Below are 22,748 nucleotides of genomic sequence, written 5' to 3' on the forward strand. Positions count from 1 at the left end.
CCTTCCGATGGCGCGGGCGGCGAGGGGCGCCGCCCGCGGAGGTGGGGTGTCGGGTCCTGTCAGGAGTGCGAACGGTCTCCGGAGCCGTCCGCGTACGCGTCGCGCACGGCGGGCTTGATGATCTTGCCGGAGGCCGTGCGGGGCAGTTCCCCGGTCAGGACGAGGGACTTGGGGATCTTGTACTTGGCGAGCCGGCCGTGGAGGTGGCCGAGGATCTCGCCCTCGTCGGCGTCGGCGCCGGGCCGCAGGACGACGACGGCGCGGCCGACCTCGCCCCAGACCGGGTCGGGTACGCCGATGACGGCGCACTCGGCGACGGCGGGGTGGGTGAGGAGCACGTCCTCGACCTCGGCCGGGTACACGTTCTCGCCGCCGGAGACGAACATGTCCTTGACCCGGTCGACGATGTACGCGTAGCCGTCGTCGTCCAGCCGGACGATGTCTCCGGTGCGCAGCCAGCGCCCGCCGCCGTCCTCCCGGGCGAAGGCGGCCTCGGTGTCCCCGGGCCGTTCCCAGTAGCCGGTCATGACGTGCGGGCCCTGGACCAGGATCTCGCCGCGCTCGCCCGGTCCGGCCTCGCGACCGTCCGGGAGTACGACGCTGGTGTCGGTGAAGAAGTGCGGCACCCCGGCGGAGCCCGCCTTGACCGAGGTCTGTTCCCGGTCCAGGAAGAGGACGCCGGGGGACGCCTCGGTCATGCCGTAGCCCTGGCTGAAGGCGAGGCCGCGGTCGAGGTACGCGGCGATGGTGCGGGCGGGCACGGGGGCGCCGCCGCAGTTGAGGGTGCGCAGGCTGGACAGGTCCGTGGTCGCCCAGCGGGGCCGCGCGGCCATGGCGTCGTACATCGTGGGGACGCCGAACATGTACGTCACGCGCAGTTCCTCGATCAGCTCCAGGGCGCGCTCGGCGTCGAAGGCGCCGAGGAGGACCACCCGGCCGCCCTTGAGCAGGGTCGGCAGGCAGGTCATGTTGAGCCCGGCGGTGTGGAACAACGGCGCGACGACGAGGGTCACCTCGTCACCGGTCAGGTCGGTGTCGACAAGAACGTTGACGCTGTTCCAGGTGATGTTGGCGTGGGAGAGGACGGCGCCCTTCGGACGGCCCGTGGTCCCGGAGGTGTACATGATCAGGCAGGGGTCCTCGGGCGCCACGGCCTCGTCCAGCGGCTCGGTCCCCGCGCCGGCGAGCAACTCCTCGTAGCCGCGGGCTCCGTCCTCGTCGGGGCCGGTGAGCGCGATCCGCTGCCGTACGCCCGCCTCGTCCGCCGCGGCACGGGCCGCGGTGGCCTGCTCGGGGGCGTGGACGAGGACGGTGCTGCCCGAGTCGGACAGGTTGTAGGCCAGCTCCGGCGCCGCGAGCCGGGTGTTGAGCGGTACGAAGACCGCCCCCAGCGTCCCGGCGGCGAACAGGGTCTCCAGGAAGGCAGGGTGGTTGGGCCCGAGGTACGCGATCCGGTCGCCCCGCGCCACGCCGAGCGCGCGTAGGGCATGGGCCAGGCGCAGGACGCGCAGGTGCAGCTCGCGGTGGGTCAGGGTGCGGTCCTCGTGGACCACGGCCACCCGGTCGGGAGTCTTGCGGGCCCGGCGCGCCGGCCAGGAGCCGATGCCTTGGTTCAACACGGCGTCTCCTTCAGCCCGTGGTCAGACCGAGCAGGCGGGCGGCGTTGTCCTTGAGGATCTTCGGCCGGACCTCCGGCTTGATGTCGAGCTTCTCGAAGTCGGCGAGCCAGCGGTCGGGCGTGATGACCGGGTAGTCGGAGCCGAAGAGCACCTTGTCCCTGAGCAGCGTGTTGGCGTACCGCACCAGCTGCGGCGGGAAGTACTTCGGCGACCAGCCCGACAGGTCGATGTACACGTGCGGCTTGTGCGTGGCCACGGCCAGGGCCTCGTCCTGCCACGGGAAGGACGGGTGGGCCAGGACGATCCGGAGTTCCGGGAAGTCCACGGCGACATCGTCGACCAGCATCGGGTTCGAGTACTTCAGCCGGATGCCTCCGCCGCCGGGGACGCCGGCACCGATGCCGGTCTGGCCGGTGTGGAACAGCGCGGGCACACCGAGTTCCTCGATGGCCTCGTAGAGCGGGTACGCCATCCGGTCGTTCGGGGAGAACGCCTGGATGCTGGGGTGGAATTTGAATCCGCGCACCCCGTGCTCCTCCACCAGGCGACGGGCCTCCCGCACGCCCGCCCGGCCCTTGTGGGGGTCGACGCTCGCGAACGGGACGAGCACGTCGGCGTGGGCGGCGCAGCTCTCCGCGACCTCCTCGTTGGAAATGCGAGGATGGCCCGTGGCGTGCTCGGCGTCCACCGTGAACACCACCGCGGCCATGCGGCGTTCACGGTAGTGGGCAGCCATCTCGTCGATGGTCGGCTGCCGGTGACCGTGCGCCTTGAAGTACTCCTCGGAGGCGCCGAACAGCTCCGGGCTCAGGGCCCCGTGGCCGTCCTTGGAGATCTCCGCGTGCGTGTGCACGTCGATGGCGGTCAGCCGGTCGAGGTCGAGCGCGAGGTCGCCCATGTCACGCCTCCGGGGCCTGGGGCGCGGGGATGCCGTAGGTCTCGGGCTCGGCGCCGACGCCGTCCGGCCACTCGGTGGCGATGGCATCGGCGCTCCACCCGCCGTCGGCGAAGGCGACCGCCTTCTCCTTGGGGTGCGCCCACAGGGCGAGCCGGTCGCCGCCGATGCCGATGGCCTGGCCGGTGACCCCGTCGGAGTCGTCCGAGGCGAGGAAGGTGATCAGTGCGGCGACGTCCTCTACGGTGCCGAGGCCCTCGTCCTTGCGCAGCCAGTCCGGCAGCGGCTCGCCGGTCCGCTCGGACTCCTCGATGACCGGAGCGAACGCCGGGATGGTCTTGGTCATCTCGGTGGCGGCGACCGGCACGACGGCGTTGACGGTGATGCCGGCACGGCCCAGTTCCATGGCCCAGGTGCGGGCCATGGCGACGATGCCCGCCTTGGCGGCGGCGTAGTTGGTCTGGCCGAAGTTGCCGCGCTGTCCGGCCGGGGAGGAGATCAGGACGAGCCTGCCGCCGGTGCCCTGCTCGCGCATCCGGACCGCGGCGGCGCGGGCGCAGGTGAAGGTGCCGCGCAGATGGACCCGGACCACGTCGTCGAAGTCCTCGTCGGTCATCTTCCACAGCACACGGTCGCGCAGGATGCCGGCGTTGGTGACGAGCACGTCCAGGCGTCCGAACTGCTCGACCGCCGCATCGACGAGCTGCCCGGCGGCCTCGCTGTCGCCCACGGCCGCGACGACGCCGGTCGCCCGGCCCCCTTCGGACGTGATCGAGGCGACGGCGGCGTCCACCGTGTCCTTGTCGATGTCGTTGACGACAACGGCGGCGCCCGCGACGGCGAGGGCCTGCGCGTATGCCAGACCGAGACCGCGTCCGCTGCCGGTGACGACAGCGACCTTGCCCTGGAGATCCATTGAGAGGTGCCTCTCGTGAGTGAGAAAAAGAGGAATGCCGAAAGAGCCGACCCGAACCGGGATCGACAGGAATCCTGATGACCGCAAGTCTGAACAATCGACAGGATTCCTGTCAATGCCCTAGGCTGAGACGCCTGCTGCCCCACACGGACCGACACGACGGGAGGACGAACGTGAGCACGTCACTGCTCTACCTGGTCAAGAGGACGGAGCTGGCGGTGCGCGCCCGCCTGGAGGAGCTGCTCAAGCCCGCCGGGGTCACGGCGCTTCAGTACACCGCCCTCACCGTGCTGGAGCGACACGACGGGATCTCCGCGGCACAGCTCGCCCGCGACTCCTTCATCACCGCCCAGTCGATGGCCGACATGGTCCGCACCCTGGAGAGCCGCGGCCTGATCCACCGCGAACCCAACCCCGCCAACCGCCGCGAACGCCTCATCCTGCTCGCAGCCCCCGGGCGGCAGTTGCTCTCCGAGTACGCCGAGCCGGCACGCCGCCTGGAGGAGCGCATGACCGCCGGCCTGAGCGTCGAGGAGACCGACGCGTTCCGGGAGGCGCTGAACGAGGCATGGCGGTCCCTGTCCTGACCGAGCGTTACGACCACCGGGCACAACGGCCTTCGGCGCAGTGGCGGAGTCGCTCGAAAACCGGTGGAACAGCGGCGCCGTGTGCCATTACCGTGCTGCCGACCTGAGTCGTCCAGGCAAGGACATGCCGTTGTACACCCTGTGAGACCTCCCGAGCGCTGATCTGTCGCGCGTCGCACATGTGCGACGCGCTGCTTTTTGCTGCGGACTTCTCACTGGAACCGGTGTACTTCTGTGCTCAACACCTGGGTAGTCATGCCCACTTGCCTGCCGCTTGTTCTCCGCCGCTGTCATGCGTGCGCGTCCGGGCGCTTCCGGACAAGCGGTAAAATTCCGCGTCAACGCACATCACAAGCTCCTCGACGCCTGGCTCCTCGCGCTCTGTACCACTTGCGGGGAGACGGCGAAGCTCACGGTCCTGGAGCGGATGAATGTGCGCTCCGTACGGCCTGAGCGGCTGGACCGGATGCATGGCAATGATCCTGGCCTGGCAGCCGAGCTGCTTCAGGATCCGGCCGTGCTGCGCCGCAATCGCATCGCCCTCGACTGGGACGACGCCTGGCGCCTCGACACCGGCGGATCGGATCATCTCGATCGTGAGGTGATCGACGTCTCGGTGCGCTTCGCGGCGCGGATCCCTGTCCGGCCGGTGCGGCTGATCGCTGAAGGTTGCGGTCTTTCGCGGTCCGAGGTCGAGAGGCTGATCACGGAGGGGAATCCCGTTTCGGCAGTCCGGCTGAACGGCAGGATCTCCGGCGACTTCACCTTCACGCTCAAGCGCTGAGCCCACCTCGGGCACCGGGGCCTGTCCGGCAGGACCTGCCGGACAGGCCTCAGAGGCCGCCGTGGGGAACTCCACGGCGGCCTCGGCTCACTGACCCACTCTTCCGTCGACGCACTCGCGCAGCAGGTCGGCGTGCCCGCAGTGCCGGGCGTACTCCTCGACCCGGTGCACCATCAGCTCCCGAACCGAGATCCCGTCCTTCCCCAGCCGCTCCCCCAAGGCCGGGTGCTCGGCCAGCGCGGCGTCCGTCGCGGCCTGCTCCCGTTCCAGATCGACGTACGCCGCGTCGACCAGGGCCTGATCGGCGACGGCTTCGTCGAAGTCCGCGTCACGCTTGCCGTACAGCTTCGACAGCGGCTCACCGTCGCTGATCCAGTTGCGCCAGTCCCGTTCCACCTCGGCGAGGTGCCGGACCAGGCCGAGCAGCGACATCGTCGACGGTGGCACCGACCGGCGGGCCATCTGCTCCGCGTCCAGGCCCTCGCATTTCATCCTCAAGGTCAGACGATAGTCCGTCAGGAAGCTGTTCAGCGTGGGAAGTTCGCCGTCCGGGCCGACTCCTTCGCTGTTGCGGGGGTCTTTGTCCGGGTCGGTCCACATGTCGGGGTAGACAGTGGCCTGGGTCCATCGTGCGGGTTGATCATTCATGCGTTCATGTTCGTCTGCGAGAGCCCTGACCCGCTACTGGGTTTGAACTCCGGTCACCCGCTGGTGACGCCGGACAACGCTGTCCCACCACTACCGGGTGCTCCAGCCGCGGTCGACGCGCGCGCCGCGTCCTCGCCGAGCGGGTCGACGCCCTGCTGAACGGAACTCGCCCCATGGCCTGCCCCAGAGGCTCAACCGGCACGGCACCCCGGTCAGCCTCGATCTTTCTTTACGGTCGAGGCCGGAGCAAATCCCGTAATCCCTACTGCGCGCCCTTCGCACCGCCCAGGTACGAAGCAATGTGGGAAAAGGTCGCTGTCTGCCGCCCGGAAGCTCTTGACTACGTCCGCGTTCAAGCTCAGCGCGTATTCGTTCTCGTCTGCCGGACCATAGACGACGACTGCGTACAGGTTGCCGTCCTCCACCGCCTTGAACCTGTGGTCGACAGCGAAATATGTGGCGTGCCGGCCGACGTCGTAATTGTAGGTCCGTTCGGCGTCACCGACTTCGTCATCACTTCCCTGAACTTCACGGGAAAGCTCCTGGTATCCAGGGATGGATCTTTTGGCCAATTCGGAGGCCTTCTCCACTGATGCGGCAGGAGAATCTTCCGATACTGAGAAGACCCGAAGCTTCCAAGGCCCTCCATCCAACGGTTTGTAGTTGAACACGCCCGGCTTTGTGATGATGTTGTTGTCCGCTGGAGGACGCCTCCGTCAGAGGACGCCTCCGTTGGCGCGGAGGTTCTGGCCCGTCAGCCATCGTCCGTCCGGCCCTGCGAGGAAGGCGACGACGTCTGCCACGTCGTCAGGTCGGCCGAGGCGTCCGAGCGAGGTCATTCCGATGGCGATCGCCAACCTCTCCGGCTCGTTGGCCGCTCTCAGGAGATCGGTGTCCGTGGCGCCGGGCGATACGGTGTTGACCGTGATGCCGCGTGCGCCCAGCTCACGTGAAGCCACCAAGGTCAGCTGTTCGAGGGCGCCCTTGCTGGCCGCATACGGGGCGTTTCCGCGTGCGGGGAAAACCGTGTTGAGGGTGGAGATGTTCACGATCCGCCCGCCGTCACGCATGTGCCGTGCCGCGTACCGCATCGTGAGAAAGACCGACTTGGCGTTCACGGCCATGACTCTGTCGAAGTCGGCCTCCTCCGTTTCCGCGATGGGCACGACTTCGCTGAGTGTGGCCGCGTTATTGACGAGAACGTCCAGGCCGTCGAGCCGACGTTCGGCTGTAGCCATCAGCTCCTCGGCCGCGCCGGGCTCGGCCAGGTCCAGCTGGACGGCAATGACGTGCCCGCCCGCCTTCTCGGCCTGCCTCACAACGTCATCCGCAGCATCCCGGTGCCGCGCGTAGTTGAAGACCACAGTCGCGCCGTCCCGCGCGAGCCTCAGCACGACAGCCCGGCCGATCCCCCGTGAACCTCCGGTAACGACAGCTGCCTTGCCTGTGAGCACTGCCATGCTCTCTCCCTTCTTCGGTGATCCACCTGGCGTGCACACATGTACCCACCAGACGGCTTCGCATCGCGTCCTGCACGATGGACCCGTGCTGCGGGGAGCGGCTGCTCCCGTTACGGCGGAGTGGATCCGTCGCTGGACACGATGCCACCGGCCGGCTCGGCACCGCCTCGGCGTGCGAAACCCGGAATCAGCTCATTCAACTCACCGGTCATTCTGCGCCGTGTCTTCGCACGGACGGAAGTGCCAGTACCACCGCGACCGCGGTCAGCTGCCACAGCACGCCGAACTCCAGCAACCGGTCTGCTCCCACGACGCCTGACACCGGTCCGGCCAGCGCCAGCCCAAGTGGCCCCAGGGCGAAGGCACCCAGGCTGTCGAACGCACTGACACGTCCGCGGACCTCGGCGGGGATCTCGCGCTGGATGACGGTCGTCACGAGGGTGTTGCACACCGCTGCCCCAGCTCCGGCGAGGAAGGCGGCCGCGGCCACCCAACCCAACGACAGTCCCGCCGCCAGCGCTGCCGCCGGGACTGCCCAGCCCGCGGATGCGGCCACGGACCAGGCAAGTGCCCGCCGGGGATTCCTGCCGAGCAGCGCCAGGCCGCTGCCGATCGAGCCGATGCCGTACAGGGACAGCACCAGCCCCCAGGCACTGGCACCGCCGAGCCGCTGCTGGGCAAGAGACGGTCCCAGCACCAGGAACGGTGCCCAGAGGACGAAGTTGAAGAGACTGATGTGGAGGGTCGTGACCCACAGCCATGTGCGGGAGGTGAACTCCTTCCAGCCACGCCCCAGTTCGGTGAACACCCCGTGGCCGGGCGCGGCCAACTGCGACAGCGGCAGCCCGGCCAGGGCCAGGACACTCACGCCGTAGCTGACCGCGTCGACAGCGACCACTGTGCCCGCATCGGAAACAGCGATGAGCAGGCCGGCCAGGCCCGGACCCGCGACCGAGGTCACAGCCTGGCCGATCTGCAGCAACGCGTTGGCGTCCGCGAGTTCATCCGCGGGAACGAGGCCAGGCACCAGTGCCGTCAGGCCGGGGCTGAACCCTCCCTCACCGATTCCGAGGAACACCGCCAGGACGACTACTTCCCAGATCCTCGCGCTGTGGGTGAGCAGCAGTACGGCCAGCACGCCTTGGGAGGCGAACCGGAGCAGATCTGCTGTCAGCATGACCGCACGGGCCCCGAGGCGATCGGTGAACACGCCGCCGAGCAGCAGCACGACCAGCACCGCGAGAATCCGGGCTGCCATCACCACACCGACGGAGTCGACCCCGCCGCCGGGCAGTTGCAGCACTGCGAAGGTCGTGGCGATCGTGTTCATCCCGGAGCCGAGCAGCGACGTGCTGTGGCCGACGACGAAGCGGCGGAACCTGGGGTGCCGCAGCGTGCGCAGCCGGTGAGTGGCTGTCCGGGGCCCGGGGACAGCGGGAAGGCGAATGCGAAGCGTCATGGGTCCGCACTCTCCCTGCGCCGAGCTATTCCCTGCAACCTTTTCCGGGAAAGAAAACCGAGCCTTTCGCAATCAATTTCCCTTCCGCATGGATTGCCGCAGTAAATAGGCTCTATTTACTGCAACATGCCTGGTGATAGGCTCAGTTGCGAAAGAGCGAGGCAGCCTCCACGAGGCTCATTTACTGCGGATGGCCAGCATGAGTAAGCGTCAGATCGACGGCGTGGGAAAAGATCTGGCGGCGCCGGTGGAATACAGCGCCGCCGTTGACCGCTACCTTGCTGCGGCCGATCTCGGCAGCGCCTCCCGCCGGGTCTACCGCATCTCGCTGCACGGATGGGCCTGGCCACTGGTCGACCGCCGGGTCCCGACCGGTCGTGAGCGCAGGGGCGCCGATCCGCCCGTCGTTCCTCTTGCCCTGCTCGACGGCCCGAAGGCCTCTCAGCGGCTGCAACGGGGGCTCACCGACCGCGCCGCCACCGCGCAACCACGCACACTGACCCGTGAACTGGCCTGTCTTCGAGCGGCTACGGCGTGGTGGCTGGCACAGGGCTGGATCACTGCGGACCCGGCCACCGGGCTGGCAGCACCAGCGCCCTGCCCGGTACCGGAGCACACCCCCTCCGATGTTTGGAGGGCTGTGAGGGCGAGTGCCGCCGGCCCGGACAGGGCCCGTGGCGCCCTCACCTTGCGTGCTCCTCTCAGGGAGTTGACTCTGTGGCATCTCCTCCACGAGTCGAGGGCCTCCGTCGAGCAGGTGCTCGCCCTCGACATCCACCACCTCGACCTACCCGGCCGACACACCAAGGAGCGCACGACAGGCGCCCTGAGCTGGGGACCGGGAACGGCGCGCCTGCTGCCCATGCTGCTGGCCGGGCGCACCGCGGGGCCGGTGTTCGTCACCGACCGGCGGGCCCCCGCCGGCACACCGGCAGCCGACCGCTGCCCGGTGACCGGCCGAGGACGGCTTTCCTACCGCCGAGCCGCGGAACTCTTCACTTCCGCGACAAGACCGCTCGATCCCGCCGGTCACGGCTGGACCCTGCTCGTCCTGCGCGACCGGGCACCCCGGATGATCCCCCGATGACGCACTGGTGGGACCTCCGTCGTCCACGTCCGATTCGATGCGTACGTCCTCTGCACCGCGACCGTTCCGACGCGGCCGCACCTTGGCGCCCCAGCAGCTTCCGGAACACTTGAGCACCGGACCGGTGACCGGTGCGCTCCTGCGCGAGAGCGGACGCGATGTCTTCTGTCGTCCGGATCCGGTGTCATCGGGGGCACGATCTACGATCAACGCTGCCGAGCGAAAACTGCTTACCGCCGGGGGACTTGAGGCTGTGGACGACCGCGATCCGATACTCGCTGACCGCTACCGCCTGGTGCGCCCGCTGGGGCGCGGCGGGATGGGGGAGGTTTGGGAGGCGCACGACGCCAGCCTCCGGCGGCCGGTCGCGGTCAAGGTGATCTCGGTCCTTGCGGGTGGCGGCAGTCGGGCCGACGAGGCGCGCGCCCGGTTTCTGCGGGAGGCGCGGATCACCGCCGCACTCCAGCATCCTCATATCGTGACCGTCCACGACCTCGGTGAGGCAACCACCGGCCAGGGCACGACGCCGTTCCTCGTGATGGAACTGCTCCGGGGCGAGGGCCTGGACGCCGTTGTCCGGCGCGGACCTGTCGGCGAGGAGGAGGCGGCGCGGTGGGGGGCGCAGGTGTGCGACGCGCTGGGTGAGGCGCATACCGCCGACATCCTCCACCGCGACATCAAGCCCGCGAATCTGTTCGTCGCGGCCTCGGGCAGCCTGAAGGTGCTCGACTTCGGGATCGCCCGCGCCGCAGACGCCTCGGCCACCGGTGACCGGCTGACCCACACCGGGTTCATGGTGGGCACGGCCGCGTACATGGCACCGGAGCAGGCACGCGGGCGGCCCGAGCAGCGCAGCGACCTGTACTCCCTCGGGTGTGTGCTGTTCGAACTGCTCACCGGGCGGCTGCCGTTCGACGCCCCGGACACCCTCGGGTATGTCACGGCGCACCTTCACGATCCGCCGCCCACGCCGAGCAGCGTCCTGCCCGGCGTCTCCGCTCCGTGGGACCGTCTGGTCGGTCGGCTGCTGGCCAAGGACCCGAGCGAACGATACGAATCGGCCGCCGTGCTCGCCGACGAACTGCGGCGCCTCGGTGGTGTGCCGCAGGCCGCACCCGCGGTTCGCTACACCCCCACCGTCGTCGGCCAAGAGGAGCACGCGGCGGGCTCACCGCCTTCGGCTGCCTCCGTGTCCGGCGATCCCGCGGCGGCATCCACGGTTCAGGCGCCTGCCGGGCCCCTCGGTGGAACGGGCATGAGCCGGCGCGACCTGCTCCTGAGGGGTGCGGGCGTCGCCGCGGTCGCGGTCGCCGGAGGGGCGGCGGCGATGTACCTGACCGGCGACCCCGAGCGGGACCCGGTCGCCTGGTCGCAGAAGATCGCAGACGTCGACGTGATCAACGCCGACGGTCCGGACATCGTCCTGGCCGACGGCCGGTGTCATGTGGCCGCCGGCCACTACTACAAGGAGACCGCCGCGCTCCACACCTTCGACCTCGCCACCGGTAAGCGTCTGTGGAAGGTGTCCCTCAACGCGGCCTGGGCCCGGGAAGCACGCTTCACGGTCGTCGCCGGCACGGTACTCGCCCTGACCCATGACTCCGACAACAAAGGCGGACAGGTGCACGCCTTCGACGCTGCCACCGGCGAGCGCCGATGGCAGGAGTCGGTCTCCAACAGCGCCATGGGGCTGGATGTGCACCGGCCCAGCGGCCTGCTGATCACCGGAAAGGACGGTCTGGTGATCGGAGTCGATCCGCGCACCGGCCACCATCGATGGGTCATCGACGCGTCCTCCCCCTACGACGCCTCATGGATCCTGGCCGGTGACCTGGTCCTTTGCAGCGGCGGAACCGCAGTACTCGGCAGGACGGGCAGGAAGCTGTGGACACACTCCGGCTTCCAGCCGCACGGCGACCTGGCGCAGCCCGTGGGCGAGGGCCTGCTCTGCTACGAGGCCGGCAGGACGGCCCAGGTCGACCTCGTCTGCCGCAAGGCGGACACAGGCGAGGTGATGTGGCGGAGCCCGTTCCGGCAGACCCTCCCGGACATCCTCACCACCGATACCTACCAGCCGCTCGACGAGCTCGTGTCGGGCACCACGGTGTTCCTCCCGCTGGCCGCGGGGTCCCGCCGGAAACCGACCGCGCTGAACGGACTCACCGGCGAGCAGGCCTGGACCTACGGCAGTACGTACCAGGGGGTCGGCCTGAAGAAAGGGGCGACGACCCGCGTGGCGGGCGGGTTCGTCCTGCACACGGGATCGGGACCGTTGTGCCTGGCCGCCGAGGACGGCAGGAAACGGTGGCACGCCGACGCCCAGAGAGTGCAGACCACCGGCAAATACGCCCTGCTCTCCGGGACGGAGCGGGCACGAGTGCTCCAGCACTGGACCAGCGTGCGGATCGTGGGAGTGGAGCACGGCCGCACGCTCTGGACAGGCCGGTTCGACAGCACGGCGATGAGCGAGCCTGCCGCGAGCGGCAACTCGATCGTGGTCCTCGACGGCAGCGGCACGCTGTGGGCGGTGCGCGTGTGACCGTTGGGCCTTGCGGGAGAGCGGCCACTACCGCTGGCTGACCCGTGTGTCCCGGCCGGAGTGGGTGCCGCGCATCGCGCGTCCGGGCCTCGGCGTGTCCGGTGTGCACCCTGCGGACGCAGCCCTGTCACCGCCCGGGACGGCGGCCTGGGCGAGGCCGGCGAACAGGCCGGCGGTCTCGGCGAGTGGGGGCGTGAGCCCATGATGGCGCCGGGATGGTTCGGGGAGTGCCGAACTGTTCCGGCCCTAGCGTCGGGGTCATGACGCACACGATGCATGAGTTCGACCGCTACGCGGATATCTCGGCGGCGCTCGCCGACCCGGCGCTCGTCCCGGATCCCCCGGCTACGGACGGTGGTCCGGCCGGGGCCGGCGTCGCGTGGTTGCGTGCCACCGTGGCCCGGTTCAGCTCCGGTGAGCCGCACCGGCGACGGCGGGCTCTGGTGGAGGCCGAACTGGCCCGGCTGGAGCCCGCCGCCCTGCGGCGGGCGGTTGCCGCAGGGCCCGAGGGGGAGGTCCGGGTGCGGGTGGTACGTACCCTTGCGGAGGCTCTGGGGATGCCGGATCCCGGGGCGGTCGCGGAGGCGGTGACCGTGGTGGCCGGGGCCTATTTCGGAGCCGCGGACGCGGCCGCGGACGAGGCGGTGGCCCGGCTGGTGGCGCAGCTGGCGCCGGCGCCCGCGGACGAAGCCGCTCTGGAAGCCGCCGCCAACCGCATCGGGCTGCTGGTGCAGGCCTGCGCGGCGACGGCCGCGCTGGTGGAGGCCGCCGCCGGCAGCGACGTACCGCTGGCCCGGGTGCTCCGCGAGGTTCCGCCGGTACCAGCCATGCGCCGGGTCGCCGCCCGTGCCACCCGGGTCGCCGGTCGAGAGATCGGCGAGGGCGACGTGGTGCTCCTGGACCTCGCGACCGCCAACCGTGTGCACCCCGTGCCCCTCACCTTCGGCGCACCGCCGCGGATCTGCCCCGGCCGGGCTCACGCCCTCGCCATGGCCGACGGCCTGCTCCAGCGACCGCGGACCGCCTTCGCCCGTCTGCACGACCAGGTCACCCCGTTGCTGCTCCCCAATGCCTGGGACTACGCCTCCGCGGCCGTTCTGGCGGCGCAGGGCTTCCCGGCGGTCGGCACCACGAGTCTCGGCGTCGCCGCGGCCGCCGGCCTGCCGGACGGGGCGGCGGCGACCGTCGAGGAAAACTTGGCTCTGGCCCGCCGGCTCGGTCAGGGCTCCTTCCTGTTCAGCGTCGACGTAGAAGGGGGTTTCAGCGATGACCCGGAGAAAGTGGCCGAGCTGGCCGAAAGGCTGTACGACGTGGGCGCCTCGGGGATCAACCTCGAAGACGGGCGTCCGGACAGCACCCTCGCCCCCGTGGAACTGCACGCCGCGAAGATCGCCGCGGTCAAGTCCGCCGTGCCCGCGCTGTTCGTGAACGCTCGCACCGACACCTACTGGCTGGGACGCCAGGAGGAGAAGACCGAGACGCGCCTCGCGGTGTACGAACAGGCCGGTGCGGACGGGGTATTCGCGCCGGGGCTGTCGGATCCGGACCGGATCGCCGCCCTGACGGAAAACCTCACCGTCCCGCTGAACATCCTGTACACACCGACCGGACCCACCCTCGCCGAGCTGGCCACGATGGGCGTGCGCAGGATCAGTCTCGGCTCGCTGCTCTACCGCAACGCCCTGGCGGCGGCCGTGACCACTGCGACCGCCGTCCGCGACGGCCTGCCGACAGAACCTGCGACCCTCTCCTACGCGGAGGTACAGGCATTGGGGGCGCCTGCCCATCTGCGACGTGGTGACACCTGCGTCCGGCACGACGCGTGACCTGACGGCGGCGCGTGCGCACGGCCGTGTCCAGCAGCGCCTTGAGCAGCACCCACGCGTCGTCGGTCAGATCTCCTCTGCTGAGCATGGCCAGGGCACGGGTCACCGCATGGGAGGAGTACGCCCGCCCTGCCCGAACTGCTCGCCGCCTGCCCACTCGTCGGCGAGCAACGCCCATACTTCAAGGTCGTGGCGCTCACCGTTCATCGGGAACACACTGCGCGAGACGCCCTCCTGTGTCATGCCCAGCCTTCTGGCGACGGCGATGCTTGCTAGGCCTTGCCCCCGGCGTCGGGACCGAGTGCGGGGGAAGTTTGCGGCGCGTAGTGGGGCCGGCCGTCCTGTGCGTGTTGCGCGATCTGCGGGTACCCGGAGCGGAACGCCGGAGCGAGAGTGCGCCCGGTCGCGTCGGTGTGTCTGTTCTCGTACAGCTGATGCGCGCCGTACACGAGCAGCGCCCAGGCCAGGCAGGTGAACGCCGCCGTGTCCAACAGCGAGGATCTGCGGCCCCTCCTCACCGCGTTCGCATCCCGTCATCTCGGCTGCACCGTGCAGATCCGCGCCATGGGCTACAACGATCCCTTCTCCGCCCTGCGCCGCGGCACGATCGACGTCCTGCTCGCCTGGCTCCCCATCCGGGAACCGGACCTCACCGTTGGCCCGGTGGTCTGTACCGAGCCCGTCGTGCTGTGCGTGTCCTCCACCCACCGACTGGCCACGCGTCGCTCCGTCTCCTACGAAGACCTCGCCGACGAGGCCGTCCTGACCGGCGCTGCGCCCGACTACTGGCGCGAGTCGCTCATACCTGCGCACACGCCCAGCGGACGGCCGATTCCCAGGGGGCCGTCCGCGGTCGACGGCACGCAGCTGCTTGCCATCGTCGGCAGCGGGGAAGCGGTCTGTCCCGCGCACGCGCACGCACTGCGCTACTACGCCCGGCCCGATATCGCCTACATCCCCATCCACGATGCCCCGCTCAGCCGCTGGGCACTGTGCTGGCGCGCCAGCAGCGAGACCACCTTGATCCGCAACTTCGCCGAGGTCGCCGACGACCTCGGCCCGTTGCCGCTGTGACGCTCCGTACGTCATCTGCCCCGGCCGTAACGCACAGGAGCGGGACCCGTCGCGGCCTCCGCGCACCTCTCGCGCACCTTCTGCACAGCGCTGGAGCCGGGCGGCATCCCCGGTCGTAGCCCGGCGCAAAGTGCCTGATCGCAGGGGGCGAGCGAGTGCTATCGTCGCCCGCATGCCCGAACTGACCGCACCCACGGACCGGCTTCGGTCCTCATGGCTCGCGGCGCGTGACGAGTGGACGCCAGGTGCCCACCAGGACGGGGCCGGCTTGCGTCTCGCTCCCGAAGCCGACCGCGACGGCCCCGAGGTCTTCTCGGCTTGGGTCAGGCAACTGCAGCAGCAGTCGGACAGGTCAGTTGTCCTGGGGAGAGGGGCGCGTCCACGCCACCCACTGGTGGATCGTCGAGGGTGACAGCTATCTGGGAGCCATCGATCTGCGGCACCGCCTGAACGCCTTTCTTGTAGACAGGGGTGCGGCCGTGCCGGTTGCAGCCACTCGTCGATGGCGGCGGCCAGCAGAGTCAGTGGCACCGTCAACTCTCCATTTGCGGCGGGCGGGTGTGTGCCGGCTTCCGGCACGTCGCTCCGCGGGGTAATGGGGCGCGGGGGGGCGGGGGGCAGGAACACGGAGACGGATGTACGAAGGCGGCTCCGAGGGGTGATCCTCGGAGCCGCCTTCTATTTCCCTTGCCCGCTGCGGTCGTTCGTTCCCTTCACCTCCTCCCCGGTCCTCCGTGATCAGGCGGGCACTCTCACTGACCTGGCGGCTGAGGGCTGTCCCGCAGTCCCTGGCGGGACAGCCCCCTAGGCGGACTTCCTCAGCGTCCTCCCGGTGACCATCACCCCCGCCAGGACTGCCGCGGCCAGGGTGCCGACGATCGCCGTGACGATGGCTCCGTCGTTCAGGTGCAGGCTGACGTCGGACGAGGTGGCCTGGGAGAGACCGGAGGCCATTCCCGCCAACGGGGGCAGCGTCACCAGGACCCCGAGGCCGGCTCCGACGACCACCAGCAGGGCGGTCCCGCCGACGGCCAGCTTGAGAAGCTGGCGGACGGTGCCGCCGGCGGACTTCATGACCGCGTAGTCGCGGCGCCGGCCGTGGGCCGCCATGGCCATGCTGTTGGCGACGGCGATCACGCTGTAGCCGACGGCGATGACGATGAGCATGGCAGCCAGGCTGTCGGTGAGCTTCGCGTCGGTGTTGTAGTCGTCGAGGGCGTACTGCATGGCGTCGTGCACGGCGGTGCCGGGGACCGCGGCGGAGGCCTTGTTGCCCGCCGGGACGAAGATGTCGTCGGTGAGCGCGGCCAGGTCGTGGGCCCGGACCAGGTCACGGGCGACCACGAAGTCACCGCGGCCGGGTCGTCGGGCAGGACACGGTCCGCTTCTCGCCGACGAAGGCACGAGCGACGACTGACTCGCGTCCTGGACATCGAGTCGAGGACCCTGCCCTACCCGGAAGAGGCCTCTCGCCGGATCTGGGAGCGGCACGACCCTGCCCCCTACGACCTCATTCATCGACGAGCACGGACCTGAAGCCTCCCGGAAGAGCGGTTGGGAGCCCACCGGCGTACTGCGTCGCCCCGCAATCCGATCCGGGGAGGGGCGCGGCGCCCTTGATCTGCATGGCTCTTCGATGGACAACCCCAGGCGAGCAGGACTCGCGCGCGGGAGCGCGAAGCCGGCCGCGCGAGTTCAGGGGCGGCCCGGACCGGTTCGGGCCGCAGTACTCACAGGCGGCGGTGTCGGGCGACGCTCCGCCCGGCCGCCTCGCCGAGGTTGTGCCACCACTGCCGCCGGGCTTGGCACCTCCCCGGGGCCCGCGAAATTTTGGCCGCCGAGGCATCCCACATACCCCCCTGGGGTATATGGTTACGATCGACGTCCTGAACGGACGACGCCAGAAGGCGCATTACACCTATGGAGATGTCATGAGGAATCACTCCGGTCACGACCAGACCGACCACGGCGCCCACAGCGGTCACGACGCCCAGCCCGGTGGGCTGTCGGTCTCCCGCAACGGCTACACCCTCGTGCTCGACTCGACGATCCTCAACTCCGGCGTGCAGCCGATCAGCTTCCGGGTGACCGGCCCCGACGGGCAGGCGGTGACCGAGTTCATACCCGAACACGAGAAAGAACTGCACTTCATCGCCGTCCGGCGCGACACGGCCGGATTCCAGCACGTGCACCCCGTGATGGACAGGAAGGGGACCTGGAGCGTCGAACTGAGCCTGGATCCCGGGGACTGGAGGTTCTTCACCGACGTCCACCCGGCCGGCCACGACGGAACCATGACACTCGGCATCGACGTCGCGGTCGCCGGGCCGTACGACCCGCGGCCGCTCCCCGAGTCCACCGGGATCGCGCGGATCGGCGAGTACACCGTCGCGCTCGACGGTGAAGTCCTGCCCGGCGAGGAGAGCCGACTGACCCTCACCGTCAGCCGGAACGGCCGCCCCATCACCGACCTGCAGCCCTACCTGGCCGCGTACGGGCACCTGGTGGCACTGCGCGTCGGCGACCTGGGCTACCTCCACGTCCACCCGGAGAGCGAACCCGGTGACGGCACCACCGCACCGGGACCGGAGATCGCCTTCATGGTGGTCGCGCCCACGGCCGGCACCTACCGCCTGTACCTGGACTTCCAGCACAACGACATCGTCCGGACGGCCGAGTTCACGGTGCGGACCACCGCGGCCACCCCCCGCTCGGACGCGGCGCCCCAGGCCACACCCGAGCACGGAAGCCACCACCACGGCCACCACGCACACCACTGACCGCGTGGACGCCGCTGATCAGCTGCCGCGGCACACAGCACGGCCAAGGGGCGCTCGGCTCGTCGAACCCCACCGCCCCCGGCCCATCCCCACTTCGGAAGGAGCGTCATGCCACGCCTGACCCGACTCACGCCCGACACGGCGGTCGGCGCCTCGCGCGACCTCCTCGCCGACCTGGTCTCACGCCATGGCCAGATCGGTGACATGGTCTCCACGATGGCGCACTCGCCGGCCGTGCTGGGCGGCTACCTCCAGCTCAGCCGGGCCATGGGACGAGCCAAGCTCGACCGCAGGACCAGCGAACGGATCTCGATCGCCGTCCAGGTCCTGCAGGGATGCGGGCTGTGCCTCGACGCGCACGTCAGTGCCGCCCGCGCCATGGGAGTGGACGAGGAAGAGATCGAGCGGGCCCACGCGGGTACCTCGGCAGATCCCGCGATCGCGGCGATCATCACCCTCGCCCTCCATATCTACCGCGAGCCGACGTCGATCACCGACGAGCAGGTCATCGCGCTGCGGGAGCACGGCTACAGCGACCGTGCGATAGCCGATGTCGTCGGCGTCGTCGCACTCAACATCCTCACCGGCGCCTTCAACCTGCTCGCCGGCCTCGCACCGGGGAGCGACACCGGTGCGTAGAGACAACCCCGCCTGTACTCGCGGGGCACGGCCTCCACTCCGGGGCCGCGCCCCGCCGCACGGAAACGGAAGGAACCCGTCATGCGTCTGTTCGCCGTCCGCGACTACCGCCACCTGTTCGGCGCCCAGGTCATCGCCCTGTTCGGTACCGGGCTGACGACAGTGGCCCTCGGGCTGCTCGCCTACGACCTCGCCGGGCCGCGCGCCGGCATGGTCCTCGGCACCGCCCTGACCATCAAGATGGTCATGTACGTGGTCATAGCCCCGCTGGCTGCCGCGTACGTCGACCGGATCCCCAGGAGAAATCTCCTGGTCCTCCTCGACGTGGTCCGCGGTGCGGTGGTCCTGGCGCTGCCGCTGATCACCGAGGTCTGGCACATCTACGTCCTGATCGGCCTGCTCCAGGCCGCCTCCGCGGCGTTCACCCCGACGTTCCAGGCCGTCATCCCCGACATCGTCACCGACGAGTCCGACTACACACGTGCCCTGTCCGCCTCCCAGGTCGCCTCCACCATGGAGAGCCTGCTCAGCCCCCTGATGGCAGCCGTCGCCCTGGCGTTCATGAGCTTCGACCGGCTGTTCCTGGGCACCGCCGCCGGATTCCTCGTCTCCGCCCTGCTCGTCCTGTCGACGCGCATCCCCGATGCCCGCCCCAGTACCCACACCAAGGCGTGGGACAAGGCGGCAGCAGGGATCAGGACCTTCCTCAGGACGCCCCGGCTGCGCGGCGTCATGGCGCTCAATCTCGTGGTTGCGGCAGCGGGGTCGATCGTCGTCGTCAACACCGTCAACCACGTCCGTGACGAGCTCGACGGCTCGCAGTCGGACGTCGCCTGGATGCTCGCCGCCTCCGGCACCGGAACTCTCCTCGCCGCCCTCGTGCTTCCCCGCGTTCTCGACCGGGTCACTGCCCGCACCGTCATGATGACCGGCGCCGGAGTCCTCGTCGGCGGCACGGTCGCAGCGGTGACGCTCATCGCGGCCGGACTGACCACATGGACCGGTACGGCGATCATCTGGACCGTGATCGGCATCGGCATGGCACTGATCATCACACCGACCGGCAAGGTCCTGCGCGCCTCCGTCGGGCGGGACGCGATCCCCGAGGCATTCGCGGCCCAGTTCTCCCTGTCGCACCTCGCCTGGCTGATCACCTATCCCGTCGCGGGGTGGCTCGGCACGACCGCCGGCTTCACCCCCGCCTGGTCGGTCCTCGCGGTCCTCGCCGGGGCGGGAGCGATCGGTGCCCCTCTTCTGTGGCCGCGCCACGACGCACGAGGAGCCATGACCAGACCGGTGGCACCCGCCCGACACACGCCCGGCAAGGACCGGTCCACCCTCACCAAGGCCGCCTGAAGCGCTGCGTACAGCGCAGTGACGCGGCCGCGCCATCAGGAGTCACGGCCCCCGGGGACCCGCAGAACGGGCTCCCGGGTCCTACGTCGTCCATCGGAGGAAATGCCGACCGCTGATCATCCACGGGCAACCGACTTGGGACCACTGACATCGCGCCCTGTGGCGATCAGTAGGACGCGATCGAGATGTGGGTGCTCGTCAGCAAATCCGCCAGGGTCGGAGTTTCTCGGGGTTGCGCACTGCCCAGATCTGCCTGATCCGATCGCCCGCGATCTCGAACGCGAACACGGTCACGAGGCTGCCGTCCTGGTGCGCCGCCAAGAGATCCCGCGTGGTCGGCGCGGTTCGTGAGGCTGCGGGGGACCGAGCCGGAGAACACGCCGCAGGAGGTGGGCAGGCAGGCAGGCAGGATCAATGTCCGTGACCGGCGCACCCAGTCGTCTCCGGCGTCGGGGGTGGGCTCACGTCATGGGCATGAATTCGGGCAGGGTGAGGGCCGAATGGGCCGGTCGTCCCTCCTCGGAAGGTACGGCGCTGAGGTTGCGCAGCATCTCGTTGCGCCGCTCCAGGGCCTGGGCGGTGGTCGGGAAGAGTGCGGCATCGCCCTCGCCGACCTGGTCCTGGTTCAGGGTCACGAACTCACGGGTGTTGTGTTCGTAGGCGGCGAAGCCCGCGGCGTGGTCCCGCTCGGCCAGGGAGCCGGCGAGCATGTACGCGCCGACGAGCGCGAGGCTGGAGCCCTGTCCGGTGAGGAACGAGGGCGCGTACGCGGCGTCGCCCACCAGCGCGACCCTGCCGCTGGACCAGTGGGGCATGCGGATCTGGCTGACCACGTCGAAGAACAGGTCGTCCGCGTCGCGCATGGCGGCGACCATGCCTGGGACCTCCCATCCTGCGTCGGCGAAGACCGCGGCGACCAGGTCCCGTTGGGCTTCCGGGTTCCGGAACGCGTGGAACGGCGGTTGCGGGTGGGCGAAGTTCAGGAAGGCGTGCACTTCGTCGTTGTCCCCCACGGAGTAGAGTGCCGCGGCCCTGCCCGGGGTGTTCCACACCGTGCTCTCCCGGAAGAGCCCGAAGGTGTTGCGCATGGTGAACCCGGCGAAGCAGTAGCCGAGGTACCGGTGGAACTGCGCTTCGGGGCCGAACAGGAGCTCGCGGGTGCGTGAGTGCAGACCGTCCGCACCGAACACCATGTCGAACGTACGCCTGCTGCCGCCGCGGAAGGTGACGTCCACACCGTGGCCGGACTGGTCGAGGGTGTCGATGGAGTCGTCGAACAAGAACTCCACGTCGTCACGGACCGCCGCGTGGAGAGCGTCGGTCAGATCCCCGCGCCGAACCTCCAGGTCCCGTCCCGCGACACCGCCGGTGATGGTGTGCGGGTCGACCGAGGCCACCTGGCTGCCGTCCGCTTCGAGGAAGGTCAGCCGGCGCAGGTCGATGTGCGCGTCCTGCAGTCGCGGCAGGATTCCCATCCTCCGGACGACCTCGAATGCGGTGCCGCGCACGTCGATGGGGTAACCACCGTCACGCGGTGCGCGCGCCTTCTCGACCACCGTGACGGCGAATCCGTAGCGGTTCAGCCAGAACGCCAGGGCGGGCCCCGCGATACTGGCCCCGGATATCAGGACCTTGCGCCTCGGCGTGGTGCGGACGTCCCTCAACGCATCGGTGCGGTTCATTCCTTGACTCCTTTGCTCATGGTGCGGGCGACAAGCAGGGACAGCGCCGTGACGGCGCCGGCTATGACGAAGCCGGTGACGAAGGCCGATTCGGCCGGGACGTCCGACCCGGAAGGGGTCCCGGCGGTGAGGAGCGCACCACTGACCTGCGCGCCCACGGCGTAGCCGAGCACGCGCGTCACCAGAACCAGACTGGTGGCGATGCCGGTGTCACCTCGATCGACGGATGTGGCGGTGCTGGTCACCATCGCCGTGACGCACAGGCCGTTGGCGAGCGCGATCAGCATCTTGCCGATGACGAGGTGCCAGACCTCGGTGTGCAGGGCTGCCAGGCCGATCAGGGCGGCGACCATGATGACGATCCCGGCGGTGACCACGGCACGCGGGCCGAGACGCCGCGCCCCGATCCCGCTGATCGGCCCGGCCAGCGACGCGGCCACGGCGCCGGGCAGCAGGAAGAAGCCGATCTCGGTGGCGCCGGCCCCGAAACCGTACTCGTCGGCGGGCACCGCGAACAGCTGCGGGACGAGATAGACCGCCACCGAGGTGCCGACGCAGATCACGAACGTCAGCACACACGACTTCCACACCGCGGGCCGGGCAAGCATGCGCAGGTCGACCATCGGCGAGGCCGCACGACGCTCGACGGCTGTCCATCCGGTCGCGAAGGCGGCCAGAACCACGATGAGGGCGCCGAGCACGAGTGGCTGCGAGCCGATGTCGGGCGCCAGCGCGAGCACGATCATGAGCGTGGCCAGCGTCCCGCTCAGGAGAACCAGGCCGGGCCAGTCGACCGCGGCGTCGTCCGACCGGCCCGGCGGATCGTGCGGCATCAGCCTGTTCACGAGCACCGTGGCCCCGATGACCGCGATCGTCGGCAGTGCGAACATCCAGTGTCGGGACAGCCCTTCCGCCACGGGCCCGGCCGACAGCGTTCCCGCCATCCCGCCCCCGACGAACAACCCGCTGACCACCCCGATCGCCACCTTCGACGCTCCCTCGGGGAGGTGTTCACGCACCAGGATGAACGACAGGGGCAGCGCGCCCACCATCGCTCCCTGCAGTACCTGACCGAGCAGCAGCACCGGCAGGTTCGGCGCCAGGGCGGACGCCAGACCGCCGGCACCGACCACCGCCATCAGCCGGATCAGGACCCGTTTCCCGCCGTAGCGGTCGCCCAACCTGCCCGCGACCGGCGTGACGAGCGCGCCGGTGATGAGGAGCACGATGCTGAGTAACGCCCCTTCGGTGGGGCTCATGTCCAGTTCGCGTTGCAGGAGCGGCAGCGTCGGCGTCACCACCGATTCCAGGGCACCGGTGGCGACTGCCAGCATGCCGAGGGCTCCGACAGCGGCCTTCCCGATGCGAACCGGGGGAGCCGGAGTTGCGGTCATGGA

19 protein-coding genes and 3 pseudogenes are annotated in these 22,748 nt (G+C 69.8%); 9 read left to right on the forward strand and 13 right to left on the reverse strand.

Going from position 1 to position 22,748, the window contains the following annotated elements:
* Positions 1-59 precede the first annotated feature (59 nt).
* The 3 genes from OHA19_RS42785 to OHA19_RS42795 are packed head-to-tail and all read right to left on the reverse strand — an operon-like array spanning position 60 to position 3,430.
* Positions 60-1,619, reverse strand: coding sequence for a long-chain fatty acid--CoA ligase (locus tag OHA19_RS42785; RefSeq protein ID WP_331749437.1), 1,560 nt, complete (start codon positions 1,617-1,619; stop codon positions 60-62).
* A gap of 10 nt (positions 1,620-1,629) precedes the next feature.
* Positions 1,630-2,517: an amidohydrolase family protein gene (locus OHA19_RS42790; protein WP_331749434.1), complete on the reverse strand. Its 888-nt coding sequence runs from the start codon at positions 2,515-2,517 to the stop codon at positions 1,630-1,632.
* Position 2,518: 1 nt separating this feature from the next.
* Positions 2,519-3,430: an SDR family NAD(P)-dependent oxidoreductase gene (locus tag OHA19_RS42795; RefSeq protein WP_331749431.1), complete on the reverse strand. Its 912-nt coding sequence runs from the start codon at positions 3,428-3,430 to the stop codon at positions 2,519-2,521.
* Between the two features lie 173 nt (positions 3,431-3,603).
* On the opposite strand from OHA19_RS42795, the gene OHA19_RS42800 reads away from it, so the two are divergent.
* Positions 3,604-4,017 (forward strand): MarR family transcriptional regulator, encoded by a 414-nt coding sequence (locus OHA19_RS42800; protein WP_331749428.1) that lies wholly within the window; start codon positions 3,604-3,606, stop codon positions 4,015-4,017.
* Positions 4,018-4,251: 234 nt separating this feature from the next.
* Positions 4,252-4,801, forward strand: a pseudogene (locus OHA19_RS42805) (DUF1062 domain-containing protein).
* A gap of 87 nt (positions 4,802-4,888) precedes the next feature.
* On the opposite strand, the gene OHA19_RS42810 reads toward OHA19_RS42805, so the two are convergent.
* From OHA19_RS42810 to OHA19_RS42825, 4 genes are all read right to left on the reverse strand, one after another.
* Entirely contained in the window at positions 4,889-5,449 is a 561-nt protein-coding gene (locus tag OHA19_RS42810; protein ID WP_331749425.1) for a DinB family protein, read from the reverse strand.
* A 212-nt stretch (positions 5,450-5,661) separates the two neighbouring features.
* Positions 5,662-6,120: a hypothetical protein gene (locus tag OHA19_RS42815; RefSeq protein WP_331749423.1), complete on the reverse strand. Its 459-nt coding sequence runs from the start codon at positions 6,118-6,120 to the stop codon at positions 5,662-5,664.
* Between the two features lie 45 nt (positions 6,121-6,165).
* The gene (locus OHA19_RS42820) at positions 6,166-6,909 is read right to left on the reverse strand and encodes an SDR family oxidoreductase (RefSeq protein WP_331749422.1); all 744 of its coding nucleotides are present in this window, start codon (positions 6,907-6,909) and stop codon (positions 6,166-6,168) included.
* Between the two features lie 208 nt (positions 6,910-7,117).
* On the reverse strand, positions 7,118-8,368 hold the full coding sequence (locus OHA19_RS42825; protein ID WP_331749421.1) for an MFS transporter: 1,251 nt from the start codon (positions 8,366-8,368) through the stop codon (positions 7,118-7,120).
* 199 nt (positions 8,369-8,567) lie between these two features.
* Here OHA19_RS42825 and OHA19_RS42830 point away from each other — a divergent pair, with 199 nt between their 5' ends.
* The 3 genes from OHA19_RS42830 (at position 8,568) to OHA19_RS42840 (ending at position 13,820) form a co-directional block, all read left to right on the forward strand.
* A complete protein-coding gene (locus tag OHA19_RS42830; RefSeq protein ID WP_331754507.1) occupies positions 8,568-9,455 on the forward strand; it encodes a hypothetical protein in 888 nt (295 codons plus the stop codon).
* 253 nt (positions 9,456-9,708) lie between these two features.
* Complete coding sequence (locus OHA19_RS42835; protein ID WP_331754508.1) at positions 9,709-11,994, forward strand: protein kinase domain-containing protein; 2,286 nt, start codon at positions 9,709-9,711, stop codon at positions 11,992-11,994.
* A 260-nt stretch (positions 11,995-12,254) separates the two neighbouring features.
* Positions 12,255-13,820, forward strand: a complete 1,566-nt coding sequence (locus tag OHA19_RS42840) for an isocitrate lyase/phosphoenolpyruvate mutase family protein (protein ID WP_331749413.1) — start codon at positions 12,255-12,257, stop codon at positions 13,818-13,820.
* Positions 13,821-13,922: 102 nt separating this feature from the next.
* Here the strand turns inward: OHA19_RS42840 and OHA19_RS42845 are convergent.
* Together OHA19_RS42845 and OHA19_RS42850 are read right to left on the reverse strand one after the other, a co-directional pair.
* Positions 13,923-14,093 (reverse strand): annotated as a pseudogene (locus OHA19_RS42845) (GNAT family N-acetyltransferase); the annotation flags it as partial.
* Positions 14,093-14,311 (reverse strand): hypothetical protein, encoded by a 219-nt coding sequence (locus tag OHA19_RS42850; protein ID WP_331754723.1) that lies wholly within the window; start codon positions 14,309-14,311, stop codon positions 14,093-14,095. The gene OHA19_RS42850 and the pseudogene OHA19_RS42845, both read right to left, overlap by 1 nt.
* Between OHA19_RS42850 and OHA19_RS42855 the strand changes: the two genes are divergently transcribed.
* Complete coding sequence (locus tag OHA19_RS42855; protein WP_331754510.1) at positions 14,304-14,894, forward strand: LysR family substrate-binding domain-containing protein; 591 nt, start codon at positions 14,304-14,306, stop codon at positions 14,892-14,894. The genes OHA19_RS42850 and OHA19_RS42855 overlap by 8 nt on opposite strands.
* Positions 14,895-15,698: 804 nt before the next feature.
* On the opposite strand, the gene OHA19_RS42860 is transcribed toward OHA19_RS42855, so the two are convergent.
* Positions 15,699-16,238, reverse strand: coding sequence for an ABC transporter permease (locus tag OHA19_RS42860; protein WP_331754512.1), 540 nt, complete (start codon positions 16,236-16,238; stop codon positions 15,699-15,701).
* 587 nt (positions 16,239-16,825) lie between these two features.
* On the opposite strand from OHA19_RS42860, the gene OHA19_RS42865 reads away from it, so the two are divergent.
* The 3 genes from OHA19_RS42865 to OHA19_RS42875 all read left to right on the forward strand — a co-directional run bounded on the left by OHA19_RS42865 (position 16,826) and on the right by OHA19_RS42875 (position 19,669).
* Positions 16,826-17,674 (forward strand): hypothetical protein, encoded by an 849-nt coding sequence (locus OHA19_RS42865; RefSeq protein ID WP_331754514.1) that lies wholly within the window; start codon positions 16,826-16,828, stop codon positions 17,672-17,674.
* 108 nt (positions 17,675-17,782) lie between these two features.
* On the forward strand, positions 17,783-18,313 hold the full coding sequence (locus OHA19_RS42870; protein WP_331754516.1) for a carboxymuconolactone decarboxylase family protein: 531 nt from the start codon (positions 17,783-17,785) through the stop codon (positions 18,311-18,313).
* Between the two features lie 81 nt (positions 18,314-18,394).
* On the forward strand, positions 18,395-19,669 hold the full coding sequence (locus OHA19_RS42875) for an MFS transporter (protein WP_331749397.1): 1,275 nt from the start codon (positions 18,395-18,397) through the stop codon (positions 19,667-19,669).
* A gap of 198 nt (positions 19,670-19,867) precedes the next feature.
* Here OHA19_RS42875 and OHA19_RS42880 read toward each other — a convergent pair.
* From OHA19_RS42880 to OHA19_RS42890, 3 genes and pseudogenes are all read right to left on the reverse strand, one after another.
* A pseudogene (locus tag OHA19_RS42880) lies at positions 19,868-19,990 on the reverse strand (RNA polymerase subunit sigma-24); the annotation flags it as partial.
* A 140-nt stretch (positions 19,991-20,130) separates the two neighbouring features.
* Positions 20,131-21,351: an FAD-dependent monooxygenase gene (locus OHA19_RS42885; protein WP_331749394.1), complete on the reverse strand. Its 1,221-nt coding sequence runs from the start codon at positions 21,349-21,351 to the stop codon at positions 20,131-20,133.
* Positions 21,348-22,745: an MFS transporter gene (locus OHA19_RS42890; protein ID WP_331749391.1), complete on the reverse strand. Its 1,398-nt coding sequence runs from the start codon at positions 22,743-22,745 to the stop codon at positions 21,348-21,350. The genes OHA19_RS42885 and OHA19_RS42890 overlap by 4 nt, the downstream gene beginning before the upstream one ends.
* Positions 22,746-22,748: the final 3 nt, after the last annotated feature.

The organism is Streptomyces sp. NBC_00012, assembly GCF_045040875.1.
Taxonomy (GTDB): domain Bacteria; phylum Actinomycetota; class Actinomycetes; order Streptomycetales; family Streptomycetaceae; genus Streptomyces.